Here is a 12,454-nt window from a genome sequence, read left to right as displayed (position 1 = left end):
TATTTATTTCCGCGTAAGCGTTATTATGTTATTGTTTATTTAATTTCCAGTTATAGGTAAAGTATTTTAATTTGTAATCCTCTGGTATTTTGTTGGTTCTGTAAGTATTTATAAATTGAATTTCGGTTAACCCATTTTGCACAAAATCTTCGTTATACCATTTTAGGATTTCAGACCCTTCAACTGTTTTCTTTTTAGCGTTTACTTTTATAAAATAATTACCATTTAAAGCTAACATTGTTTGTTTTTCCAATTGCGCTTCTAGTGTTTTTGGCAAATACACATCAGCGATTAAAGGTGGGCAACCTATTGCTCCACAAACCAATACAAAGTGAAATCGTGCATCTTTAAAATTAGCTCTCAACAACTCATTTTCAATAGTATTTAAAGTGACTTGTTTACCTGCTAAGCTATATGTTGTTTTATCAAAAAAGCCTGCTTTATCTAAAGGTGATGCTATTGGGTAATTATCTACTATACCTTTAATTACAGATAAATTATACGCATTAATCCAAAACGCTTGATAATTTTTAGCATCTGACTTATCTACCGATACACCTTTGGCAAGTGTTAAGATTGTGTTTAAAGTTTCTGTGTCACTCTTTATGCCCTCATAATCTACTTTACCTGTAGCCACGTGTGTTTTTAAAAACGCGTCGGTTTGTGTAAAAAAATCATTTAAGGATTGAGATTGTACGGAAACTACTCCGCAAACAACAAGTAATATTAAGAGGTTCTTTTTCATCTTTGAATTTTGTTTTATAATAAGTGTAACATGCTATAAGTCTTAACTTTTGCAACAAACTTTCAAAAAAAAATAAAAAAATTAGGGTCTAATTTGAGAATCAAACCTTACAGCGTTTCTTAATTTAAACCCATTCTAAATTATAAAAGCAATTAAGTTATTAACTTTAAAACCGACCTACTATCTAACAAACTAAATTTATGGAACACATCGTCATTATAGGAAACGGCATTTCTGGAGTTACTCTAGCAAGACACGTCAGAAAATTATCGGACAAAAAAATAACAATTATTTCTGCCGAAACAGATTACTTTTTCTCGCGTACTGCATTGATGTATGTATATATGGGTCATATGAAGTTTGAACACACACAACCTTACGAAAATTGGTTTTGGGAGAAAAACAGAATTGAGCTAAAAAAAGGTTACGTTGACACTATTGATACGGATACTAAAACACTAGTTTTTGCAGAAGGTGACCAAATGAAATATGACAAACTTGTGATAGCAACTGGTAGTAAACCTAATAAATTTGGATGGCCAGGACAAGATCTTATAGGTGCACAAGGTTTGTATAGCAAACAGGATTTGGATAACATGGAAGTGGTAGCACCTAACAATAAAGTTTGCAAACGTGCAGTAATTGTTGGTGGTGGTTTAATTGGAATTGAATTAGCAGAAATGCTTAATTCTAGAGAGATCCCTGTTACTTTTTTGGTGAGAGAAGATAGTTTTTGGAATGGCGTATTACCTAAAGGTGAAAGCCGAATGATAAATAGACATATTAAAAATCACCATATAGATTTACGATTAAACACTAACTTGAAAGCGATCAATTCAGACGAGAACGGAAAAGTTAAATCTGTAATCATCGAAGAAACGGGAGAAGAATTAGAATGCAATTTTGTTGGTTTAACAGCAGGTGTTTCTCCCAATATTTCGTTTTTAAAAGATTCCAAAATAGAAACTAAAAGAGGCGTTTTAGTTAACCGTTACTTAGAAACAAATATTAAAGACGTTTACGCTATTGGCGATTGTGCAGAGCAACATGAAGGCATAGGAAACAGACGACCAATTGAAGCCGTTTGGTACACCGGTCGTATGATGGGAGAAACTTTAGCACAAACTATTTGCGATAATCCTTTAGAATACAAACCTGGACATTGGTTTAACAGTGCTAAATTTTTAGATATAGAATACCAAACCTATGGTTGGGTATTTGGAGAACGCGGACAACCAGAATACGAGAAACATTTTCATTGGAAGCATGACGACGACACCAAGTGCATTACCGTTGCTTACCACAAAGACACCAATGCTTTTTTAGGTATTAACACTTTTGGGATAAGAATGCGACATGAAACTTTTGACAAATGGCTAACTGAAAATCGAGATGTTGATTACGTAATCAACAATCTGAAAGAAGCCAATTTTGATCCGGAGTTTTACAAACACTTTGAAAAAGAAATTTTAGTCACTTACAACAATCAATTACAAACGGTATAATTAATATGAGCAATAAAATAAACCATAGTATGTCATTAGCATCTCCTGATGCCTTTCATATATCAACAAAACAAAAAGTGGCTTTAGGTATTGGTCTTGTTGGACTTTTAATATTAGCATTAGCTTTATTTAATGTGCACCTTCCTAATACAGGATTATTCTTAACCCTTTCTTTAGTAATGATTGGCGCAGGAGTAGTTATCTATTCTAGAGAGGCTTACCTAACCAAACTAGAGGGAATTAAAAACGACGGAACGTGGTTTAAATCGATCTCATCGCGTGGCTTTTGGGGCTGGGCATTAGGGGTTATATTGACTAGCTTCTATATTGTACTATATTTTTATCCGCAATATTTAGGATTAGCCAAAGATGGTGCTCCAAACACAGGTTTGGTTGGCTTATTTGACCCCTTAAGTAATCTTTTAAGTGGGCGTAACGCCAGTCAATGGTTTGTGTATGGGTCATTATATACCATTGCGATATTAGCTTTTGGTTACAAATTTATTTTAAAATACAGACATAATCGTTACCAACAAATACGTACCATGTCTGTGATGTTCTTTCAGCTAGGGTTTGCCTTCTTAATACCAGAATTTATGTATGTCATGAATAATGACTTACCGTATTATGATCTAAAAAGTGTATGGCCCTTAAACTATTATATTTTTGACGAGTGGTCAGTAAAAGGGTTTTTATCTAATGGTAATTTAGGTTTAGCGTTAATTGTTTTTGGAATTGTATCTACGTTTTTAATCACTCCAATATTAACGTATAAATATGGGAAAAGATGGTACTGCTCTTGGGTTTGTGGTTGTGGTGGATTAGCAGAAACTGCGGGAGACTCATTCAGACAATTATCATCAAAAAAATTATCTGCTTGGAAATTAGAGCGCTGGTTAATTCATACCGTACTAGTATTTTCTGTTGTTATGACAACTGCTATGGTCTATAGTTATCTAGGTAAAGACAGTAATAATTTCTGGTTAACAAGAGACGTATTTATTACTGCTGTTATAGTGTTTTTAACCATTATTTTTGCTGGAGTTATGTACTTTAGAGGTAAAGAATTGGGTAAAGACGCCAAAGCAGGAGCGATTGGCTACGGAGCGGTTATCGCTTTATTATTATTTATGCATTTTACGGCAACTACCGAAAACTTATTTTTCATTAAAGGTGGGACTTTACGATCTATATACGGAATTTACATAGGCTCCATATTTTCTGGTGTTATTGGAACTGGGTTTTACCCTATTTTAGGGAGTAGATCATGGTGTCGTTTTGGATGCCCTATGGCCGCTATATTAGGTTTCCAACAACGTCTATTTTCAAAATTCAGAATTACAACCAATGGAGGACAGTGTATCTCTTGTGGGAACTGCTCTAACAGTTGCGAAATGGGTATTGATGTAAGAGCTTATGCGCAAAAAGGAGAAAACATTGTACGTTCTAGTTGTGTTGGTTGTGGTGTTTGTAGTGCTGTTTGTCCAAGAGGTGTTTTAAAATTAGAAAACGATACTATGGATGGACGTATCAATCCAACAGAAATCTTATTAGGTAATGATGTTGATTTAATGGATTTTGTTAATAAAAAATAATTGGAGAAACTTAATATAAAATCCGTTTTCCTATTCTTGTTTTTAAGTATTACTTGTATCGCTTATGCGGAAAAAACATACGTAAGAACCTATTTTGAAAACGGAAATATCGAAGCAGAAGGCTGGTCTATGGATAATCAAAAGACTGGTTTTTGGACCTTTTATTACGAGAACCAAGTCGTGAAAGCAAAAGGAAATTTTGAGTCCGATTTAAAAACTAGCTATTGGAGATATTATTTTGATAGTAACACATTAGAAAAACAAGGCCAATATTTAGACGGTAAAGAAAATGGGTATTGGAAAACATATCATAAAAACACCTATTTAAAAAGTCAAGGACGCTATATAAATGGTAGTAAAAACGGCTATTGGAAAACATACCATAACAATACAAAAACAGAAAGCGAAGGAAGCTATACCAATGGTTTAAAAAATAAATTCTGGAAATTCTATCATAACAACGCAGTAATATCTAAATTTGGACGCTTTAACCAAAATCTAAAAGAAGGGTATTGGACATTTTTTCGTAAGAACGGAATCAAAGAAAAAGAAGGTCATTATCAAACTGACCAAAAAATTAAATGGTGGTTATTTTATGATAAAAATGAAAAAATAAACCATAAGTGCCAACTCAAAGACAACCAAAAAAACGGCTATTGTCTGATGTATAAAGATGAAGAGTTGACTTCTGCTATCAAATACCAAGCAGGAGAAAAAATAAAAGAGTGGACCGATTTTAAGTCCTTCAAAAAAGAAAACAAATTAAGCGATCTTAAATGACCAAAATAAAAGTCATCATTCCTGCCTATAACGAGCAAGATTCTATAGCACATGTAATTAAAGCTATTCCGTCTATAGTTGACGAGGTTATTGTCGTTAGCAACAACTCGACAGACCTCACAGAAGCCAACGCTAAAAACGCTGGAGCCACTGTTTTACAAGAAAACAATAAAGGCTATGGCTATGCTTGCTTAAAAGGGATGGACTATATCGCTAAACAAGAGACTAAACCAGATATTGTCGTGTTTTTAGATGGCGATTATAGCGATTTCCCTGAAGAATTAACAAAAATCGTAGCTCCCATTTTAGACCAAAATAAAGACTTTGTTGTTGGTGCACGTGTAAAAGAGTTAAGAGAAGAAGGCAGTATGATGCCCCAACAAGTATTTGGAAATTGGTTAGCGACCACATTAATGTCTCTTTTTTTTAATGCTAAATTTACAGACCTCGGTCCATTCAGAGCCATTAAATATGGTAAGCTACTAGGGCTGAATATGGAAGACAAAACCTATGGCTGGACTGTAGAAATGCAACTAAAAGTATTAAAGCAAAAACTAACCTATTTAGAAGTCCCTGTTAACTACAGAAATAGAATTGGTGTCTCAAAAGTTTCAGGAACGATAAAAGGTAGTATATTTGCTGGCGTTAAAATACTAACGTGGATTTTCAAATACAGTTTTAAAAAGTGATTCTCGAAACCATTACCATTATTATCTATAGCATTGCGCTAGTTCTTATTTTCATGTATGCTTTGGCACAATTAAACCTATTGTTTAATTACTTAGCATCAAAAAAGAAGGAAGAAACCGGCCCTAAATTTGACTTTACCAATCCGGAAGAAATTCCGTTTGTAACCATACAACTGCCCGTTTATAACGAGCTGTATGTTATGGATCGACTATTGGACAACATAGCCTTAATGGACTATCCAAAGGACAAATTAGAAATACAAGTTTTAGACGACTCTACTGATGAGACCGTGGCAACCACAAAAACACACGTCGATAGACTAAAAGCACAAGGCTTAAACATTACTCAAATAACTAGAACTAATAGACAAGGTTTTAAAGCAGGTGCTTTAAAAGAAGGTTTAGAAATTGCAAAAGGAGAATACATCGCTATTTTTGATGCCGATTTCTTGCCAGAACCTAACTGGTTAAAGAAAACGATTCCTTATTTTAAAGACTCAGAAATTGGTGTTGTACAAACCCGTTGGGGACATATTAACAGAGATTACTCTACACTAACAAAAATACAAGCCTTTGCTTTAGACGCCCATTTTACATTAGAACAAGTGGGACGCAGTAGCAAAGGGCACTTTATCAACTTTAATGGTACTGCTGGTGTTTGGCGTAAAGATTGTATTCTTGACGCAGGAAATTGGGAAGGTGATACATTAACAGAAGATTTAGACTTAAGTTACAGAGCACAACTTAAAAACTGGAAATTCAAGTATTTAGAAGATGTAGAGACTCCTGCAGAATTACCCGTTGTTATTAGTGCTGCAAGATCGCAACAGTTTAGATGGAACAAAGGTGGTGCAGAAAACTTTCAAAAAATGTTTGGGCGCGTAGTTACAAGCAAAAATATTTCTGCCAAAACTAAAATGCACGGACTATTACACCTACTCAATAGCACCATGTTTTTAAACGTGCTAATTGTTGGTATTTTAAGTATTCCGATGTTGTACATCAAAAACGAATATGCACATTTAAGACCTTACTTTTATGTCATGAGCTTCTTTGTTGTTAGTACTGTCATATTTTTTATCTGTTATTGGGTCATGTACAAACAAAGTCATGGTAATACCTTTAAAGACTTTTTAAAATACATCGCTTTATTCTTTACATTTTTCTCCATAGCAATGGGCTTTTCATTACATAACTCCATAGCAGTAATAGAAGGGCATATTGGGAAGCGTAGTGAATTTGTACGTACTCCTAAATTTAATATCAGCACACTTAAAGACAGCTGGAAAGGCAACAAATATTTACGTAAAAACATCTCTATTAATGTCATTTTTGAAGGCGCATTAATGCTATATTTTGCTTTTGGAATGTATAGCGCTTTTGTCGTTGGAGACCAAGGAGGAGACTTTGGTTTATTCCCTTTTCACTTAATGTTAACGATAGGTTTTGGGTTTGTGTTTTTCAAATCATTAACCTCTAAAGCTTAAATATTTGGGCGTTACCACAAGGGTCGCGTCTTTCATTATATCTTTTTCGCGAAGTAGTCTTAAACTAGTTTCGGGCTATTTTTCAACTTAATCCTTCAATAAAAGACAGTAATAGCCATTAGGTCGCAAAAAAGGATGCCATTTCAACCGCTAACGCAGGACGCATCATGCTTAAAACATTCATTTTAAAAACTAACAAATTAACGGTACTGCTACTCTTAGCTAGTTTTTGTTTGTATGGTGTATTTGCATATGATTTAGTAAGGACAGACTACAGTACTTTAATATCCTTATATATTGTACTATTTGGATTATTTGTAAAAATTGTTACAACCAACAAAAACAACTTTAAGCTTTTAGTAATTGTAGCAATACTAAGTAGACTCCTTTTCTTATTTGCAATCCCAAACCTATCACAGGATTTTTATCGCTTTATTTGGGATGGCCGTATGATATTACAAGGTTACAATCCTTACTTATACACGCCAGAAAGTTTTATAAGTTTAGGGCAAACCCCAATTAGCCAAGCAAAAGAGTTAGTCACAGGTATGCAGGTTTTAAACGCCAGCCATTACTCCAACTACCCACCAATAAACCAACTACTATTTACAATTGCTAACGTATTTTCTTCTGCAAATATTCTTGGCTCAGTAATTGGCCTAAGAGTATTAATAATTGCAGCCGACATAGGCACACTCTATTTTGGAGCTAAACTACTTGAAAGACTTGGTTTATCTAAACACAAAATATTCTGGTATATATTAAATCCTTTCATCATTATCGAATTAACAGGAAATCTCCATTTTGAGAGTGTTATGATTTTCTTTCTAATACTAAGCTTATACTTACTTCATAAAAAGCAATGGAAATGGGCAGCAGTTGTCTTTGCGCTATCAATTTCTACTAAATTAGTGCCGCTCCTCTTTTTACCACTGTTTGTCAAATGGTTTAGACTAAAAAATAATTCTACTAAAATTGATTTTAAAAAACTAATTAGTTTTTACAGCATAATAGGTGTCACTACTCTATTATTATTTGCCCCCTTCTTTTCCATGCAATTTATAAACAACTATTCTAAAACCGTTGGTTTATGGTTTGGCAATTTCGAGTTTAACGCAAGCCTCTATTATATAGCCAGAGCTATTGGATATGTCATAACTGGCTACAATCAAATAGCAATTATTGGAAAAGTGCTCCCCTTAATAATTTTTATTTCTATTTGGATTTTAGCGTTGACAAGAAAAAACCAAGACTTTTTAACACTTATTACTAGCATGTTATTAGCCATGACTTTCTATTTACTTTTAAGTACCACTGTCCATCCGTGGTATGTTGCTTCACTTCTAATTCTAGGGCTATTTACTAACTACAAACTCCCTATCGTTTGGAGTTTTATTGTTATTATTAGCTACTTAGCCTATGCTAATGCTGACAATACAGAAAATTTATGGATTATTGGTTTAGAGTATTTCGTGGTGTATGCTATTTTGTTTCTCGATATTTTTATAAATAATAGACAACAAAAGACACGTAAAAAATCTATTTAAAGTTAAAATTTAATTAACTTACAGAACATTAATAAGTTACCATAATTTACGCAATAATAAACCATACTTTCTTCATTGGTTAAAAGATATCAACAGACTTATTAAATAAAAGTTGTATCACTATTTGGTAATCAAATATATAATCGTAAATTTGCAAACTCTTTTTGAGAGAGGAATGTTTAATAAAAAATAATTAATAACGTGGACACAATAAGCTACAAAACGATTTCGGCAAACAAAGCTACTGTAGATAAGCAGTGGGTTTTAGTAGATGCAGAAGGTCAAACATTAGGGCGTTTGTCTTCTAAAGTTGCAAAACTAATTAGAGGAAAGCACAAGCCTAGCTTCACACCGCATGTTGATTGTGGGGATAACGTAATTGTTATCAATGCAGAAAAAATCAACTTATCAGGAAACAAGTGGAATGACAAAACGTACATTCGTCACACAGGTTACCCAGGTGGTCAAAGAAGTTTAACTGCTACAGAAATGTTCGGAAAAGATCCAGCAAGGTTAGTAGAAAAATCAGTAAAAGGAATGTTACCTAAAAACAAATTAGGTGCAGCATTATTCCGTAATTTAAATGTTGTTGTTGGTACAGCTCATGCTCATGAAGCTCAAAAACCAACAGTAATTAACTTAAACGAATTCAAGTAATGGAAGTAATTCACAAAATTGGTCGTCGTAAGACCGCAGTTGCTCGTATATACCTATCTGAAGGGAAAGGTGAAATTACGATCAATAAAAAAGACATTAAAGACTACTTCGATACTGCAACGTTACAATACAAAGTAAACCAACCATTAGCTTTAACAGAGAATGAAGGTGTATTTGATATTAAAGTAAATGTATTTGGTGGTGGTATTACAGGTCAAGCAGAAGCTATCCGTTTAGCGATCTCTCGTGCAATGTGCGAAATCGATCCTGAAAACAGATTAGTATTGAAACCTGAAGGATTAATGACAAGAGACCCAAGAATGGTTGAGCGTAAAAAATTCGGACAGAAAAAAGCGCGTAAGAAATTCCAATTCTCTAAACGTTAATATCCAGAATCATGTTCAAAATTTGTTTTACAGATTTTTGTTCATATTCAAATTAAATTAAAAGGTACTGATGTAAAATCAGTATAAACACAGTTATTGTTGTCCTAGTGTCTTTAACAATAAAAACACAGGATTTAGTCTAGCATCTAAATAATTAAGGCGATTTTATTATAAATGACCACTTAATTATTGCTAATTCAACAGAACGTAAACTATTACAAAATGGCAGTAGAAGTAAAAGAATTACTTGAAGCAGGTGTACACTTTGGTCACCTTACACGTAAGTGGGATCCAAATATGGCCCCTTACGTTTATATGGAGCGTAACGGTATCCATATAATCAATCTATATAAAACAGCAGCTAAAATGGAAGAAGCTGGAGATGCATTAGCAAAAATTGCAGCTTCAGGTCGTAAAATTTTATTTGTTGCAACAAAAAAGCAAGCAAAAGATATCGTAGCAGAAAAAGCAGGTAGCATTAACATGCCTTTCATTACTGAAAGATGGCCTGGTGGAATGTTAACTAACTTTATCACTATCCGTAAAGCAATCAAAAAGATGGCTACTATTGATAGAATGAAGAAAGACGGTACGTTTTTAACGTTGTCTAAGAAAGAACGTTTACAAGTTGATCGTTTAAGAGCTAAGTTAGAGAAAAACTTAGGTTCTATCGTTGACATGACACGTTTACCTGGTGCTTTATTTGTTGTTGATATTAAACGTGAGCATATCGCGATTAAAGAAGCTCAAAAATTAAACATTCCAATTTTTGCAATGGTAGATACTAACTCTGATCCACGTCAAGTAGATTACGTAATACCAGCAAATGATGATGCTTCAAAATCAATTGACAAAATCTTAACGCACGTAACTAATGCTGTAACTGCAGGATTAAACGAACGTAAAGCAGAAAAAGCAGACAAGGAAGCAGCTAAAGCTAGTAAAGATGCAGTTAAAGTAGAAAAAACAGCAGCACCTAAAAAAGCAGTAGTAGCTAAAGACGAAGAAGAATAAAATAACATTTTCAAAACACAAATAAGTCGTTTGATTCTTTTCTTTGTTGAAAATATATTAAACGACTTTTTTTAAATTATACTTATTATGAGTGAAGTAAAAATTTCAGCAGCACAAGTAAACGAACTAAGAAAAACTACAGGTGCCGGAATGATGGACTGTAAAAAAGCATTAGTTGAAGCAGGTGGTGATTTTGACAAAGCAATTGACGTTTTACGTAAAAAAGGTCAAAAAGTAGCAGAAAAAAGAGCGGACAGAGATTCTTCTGAAGGTGCTGCTGCAATCAGACTTAACGATGACAACACTGTTGGTGTAGCTATCGTATTAGGTTGCGAAACTGATTTTGTTGGTAAAAACGAAGATTTCTTAGCTTTAGCTGGTCAATTTGCAGATATCGCAATCAACTTTGATAACAAAGAAGATTTCTTAGCTGCAGACTTTGGTGGTATGACAGTTGCCGAAAAACTAGTTGAACAAACTGGTGTCGTAGGTGAAAAATTAGAAATTAATGCATTCGAAAAATTAGAAGCTCCTTATGTAGGTTCTTACGTTCACATTAATAAAATTGGTGCATTAGTTGGTTTAACTGCAGTAAACGAAACTGTTGGTAAAGATGTAGCAATGCAAGTCGCTTCTATGGGAGCCTCTTCTTTATCTTACAAAGATTTTGATCCTGCATTTGTAGCATCAGAAACGGAAGCAAGAATTGCTGTTATTGAAAAAGACAATATTGAATTAGGTCGTTTAGGTAAAACTTTAAAAAATGTACCTCAATACATCTCTATGTCTCAATTAACTCCTGAAGTTATGGCTCAAGCTGAAGAAGCTGCCAAAGCAGAATTAAAAGCTGAAGGTAAACCAGAACAAATCTGGGACAAAATTTTACCTGGTAAAATGGAACGTTTTATCTCTGATAACACAACATTAGATCAAGAACAATGTTTATTAGACCAAAACTTTATTAAAGATGACAAGTCTAGAGTTTCAGATTACATAGCGTCTAACAACGTTGATGTCACTGCTTTCAAACGTGTATCTTTAGGATAGACTAACTATTTTTTATTTCCGCATAAGCGCAAAATTTAAAAATAATTATACATATTTAAAACCACTACTCTATTTTTAGAGTTAGTGGTTTTTTTTATGCGTAAAAACACTTAGCTTTGCTAAACTTTCAAAACCACTTATGAAACTTCAATAATGCACTCTCCTTTTATACAAGAGAAGTACAAGACAGAAGCAACATGTGACTAGCGAAAAACAATATAACACACACATGAAATACAAACGCATACTCCTAAAATTATCAGGTGAAGCCTTAATGGGAAACCGTCAATATGGTATAGATCCAGAACGTCTATCTGAATATGCTCAAGAAATTAAAGCGGTTACAGAAAAAGGTGTTGAAGTTGCCATAGTTATTGGTGGAGGAAATATTTTTAGAGGGGTTGCTGGTGCCATGAATGGTATGGACCGTGTACAAGGTGATCATATGGGGATGTTAGCGACTGTTATCAATGGTTTAGCGCTACAACAAGCACTAGAAGATGCTGATATAAAAACCAGACTACAAACGGCTATAAAAATAAACGAAGTCGCAGAACCTTTTATACGTAGAAAAGCGATGAGTCATTTACGTAAAGGCCGTGTCGTTATTTTTGGTGGAGGAACAGGAAATCCTTACTTTACAACCGATTCAGCAGCTGTTTTAAGAGCAATCGAAATTCAAGCAGACGTTATTTTAAAAGGAACACGAGTAGATGGAATTTATAACACTGATCCAGAAAAAGATAGCAAGGCTATTAAATTTGACCATATTACTTTTGACGACGTATTACGTAAAGGTTTAAAAGTAATGGACACAACAGCCTTTACGTTAAGTCAAGAAAATGACTTACCTATTATTGTATTTGACATGAATACAAAAGGTAATTTAATGAAGGTTGTTACAGGAGAAAAAATAGGAACACAAGTAAGTTTATAAATAGATTATTATATTACGTTTAAAATTGGCTCGCTTTTTGAAAGTCATTCAATATTAAATTACAT

12 protein-coding genes are annotated in these 12,454 nt (G+C 33.7%); 11 read left to right on the top strand and 1 reads right to left on the bottom strand.

Annotated elements, in window-relative coordinates; genetic code table 11:
- Window positions 1-28: 28 nt before the first annotated feature.
- Complete coding sequence (locus H0I26_RS05405) at window positions 29-745, bottom strand: DUF547 domain-containing protein (RefSeq protein ID WP_218701347.1); 717 nt, start codon at window positions 743-745, stop codon at window positions 29-31.
- Between the two features lie 200 nt (window positions 746-945).
- Between H0I26_RS05405 and H0I26_RS05400 the strand changes: the two genes are divergently transcribed.
- From H0I26_RS05400 to pyrH, 11 genes are all read left to right on the top strand, one after another.
- A complete protein-coding gene (locus H0I26_RS05400) occupies window positions 946-2,250 on the top strand; it encodes an NAD(P)/FAD-dependent oxidoreductase (protein WP_218701346.1) in 1,305 nt (434 codons plus the stop codon).
- Window positions 2,251-2,255: 5 nt separating this feature from the next.
- Complete coding sequence (locus tag H0I26_RS05395) at window positions 2,256-3,845, top strand: 4Fe-4S binding protein (RefSeq protein ID WP_218701345.1); 1,590 nt, start codon at window positions 2,256-2,258, stop codon at window positions 3,843-3,845.
- Window positions 3,846-4,625 (top strand): toxin-antitoxin system YwqK family antitoxin, encoded by a 780-nt coding sequence (locus tag H0I26_RS05390; RefSeq protein WP_218701344.1) that lies wholly within the window; start codon window positions 3,846-3,848, stop codon window positions 4,623-4,625.
- Window positions 4,622-5,314 carry a glycosyltransferase family 2 protein gene (locus H0I26_RS05385; RefSeq protein ID WP_218701343.1) on the top strand — a complete coding sequence of 231 codons (693 nt, stop codon included), beginning with the start codon at window positions 4,622-4,624 and terminating at the stop codon, window positions 5,312-5,314. Before H0I26_RS05390 ends, H0I26_RS05385 begins: the two co-directional genes overlap by 4 nt.
- Window positions 5,311-6,801, top strand: coding sequence for a cellulose synthase family protein (locus H0I26_RS05380; RefSeq protein WP_101016640.1), 1,491 nt, complete (start codon window positions 5,311-5,313; stop codon window positions 6,799-6,801). Before H0I26_RS05385 ends, H0I26_RS05380 begins: the two co-directional genes overlap by 4 nt.
- A 167-nt stretch (window positions 6,802-6,968) precedes the next feature.
- The gene (gene mptB, locus H0I26_RS05375; RefSeq protein WP_218701342.1) at window positions 6,969-8,348 is read left to right on the top strand and encodes a polyprenol phosphomannose-dependent alpha 1,6 mannosyltransferase MptB; all 1,380 of its coding nucleotides are present in this window, start codon (window positions 6,969-6,971) and stop codon (window positions 8,346-8,348) included.
- Between the two features lie 201 nt (window positions 8,349-8,549).
- Window positions 8,550-9,005: a 50S ribosomal protein L13 gene (gene rplM / locus H0I26_RS05370; RefSeq protein WP_090838043.1), complete on the top strand. Its 456-nt coding sequence runs from the start codon at window positions 8,550-8,552 to the stop codon at window positions 9,003-9,005.
- Window positions 9,005-9,391, top strand: a complete 387-nt coding sequence (gene rpsI, locus H0I26_RS05365) for a 30S ribosomal protein S9 (RefSeq protein WP_101016636.1) — start codon at window positions 9,005-9,007, stop codon at window positions 9,389-9,391. Before rplM ends, rpsI begins: the two co-directional genes overlap by 1 nt.
- A 222-nt stretch (window positions 9,392-9,613) precedes the next feature.
- A complete protein-coding gene (rpsB, locus tag H0I26_RS05360) occupies window positions 9,614-10,405 on the top strand; it encodes a 30S ribosomal protein S2 (RefSeq protein WP_101016634.1) in 792 nt (263 codons plus the stop codon).
- Window positions 10,406-10,492: 87 nt separating this feature from the next.
- Window positions 10,493-11,452 (top strand): translation elongation factor Ts, encoded by a 960-nt coding sequence (tsf, locus tag H0I26_RS05355; protein ID WP_101016632.1) that lies wholly within the window; start codon window positions 10,493-10,495, stop codon window positions 11,450-11,452.
- 229 nt (window positions 11,453-11,681) lie between these two features.
- Window positions 11,682-12,389, top strand: a complete 708-nt coding sequence (gene pyrH, locus H0I26_RS05350; protein WP_101016630.1) for a UMP kinase — start codon at window positions 11,682-11,684, stop codon at window positions 12,387-12,389.
- Window positions 12,390-12,454 lie beyond the last annotated feature (65 nt).

Source organism: Olleya sp. HaHaR_3_96, assembly GCF_019278545.1.
Taxonomy (GTDB): Bacteria; Bacteroidota; Bacteroidia; order Flavobacteriales; family Flavobacteriaceae; genus Olleya.
Note: the sequence above shows the minus strand (reverse complement) of the source record. Positions and strands in the feature narration are given on the sequence as shown.

Bases quoted from the DNA above. Each gene is read 5' to 3' on its own strand.
- H0I26_RS05405 (WP_218701347.1), bottom strand. From the start codon at position 745: ATGAAAAAGAACCTCTTAATATTACTTGTTGTTTGCGGAGTAGTTTCC.
- H0I26_RS05400 (WP_218701346.1), top strand. From the start codon at position 946: ATGGAACACATCGTCATTATAGGAAACGGCATTTCTGGAGTTACTCTA.
- H0I26_RS05395 (WP_218701345.1), top strand. From the start codon at position 2,256: ATGAGCAATAAAATAAACCATAGTATGTCATTAGCATCTCCTGATGCC.
- H0I26_RS05385 (WP_218701343.1), top strand. From the start codon at position 4,622: ATGACCAAAATAAAAGTCATCATTCCTGCCTATAACGAGCAAGATTCT.
- mptB (WP_218701342.1), top strand. From the start codon at position 6,969: ATGCTTAAAACATTCATTTTAAAAACTAACAAATTAACGGTACTGCTA.
- rpsI (WP_101016636.1), top strand. From the start codon at position 9,005: ATGGAAGTAATTCACAAAATTGGTCGTCGTAAGACCGCAGTTGCTCGT.
- rpsB (WP_101016634.1), top strand. From the start codon at position 9,614: ATGGCAGTAGAAGTAAAAGAATTACTTGAAGCAGGTGTACACTTTGGT.
- tsf (WP_101016632.1), top strand. From the start codon at position 10,493: ATGAGTGAAGTAAAAATTTCAGCAGCACAAGTAAACGAACTAAGAAAA.
- pyrH (WP_101016630.1), top strand. From the start codon at position 11,682: ATGAAATACAAACGCATACTCCTAAAATTATCAGGTGAAGCCTTAATG.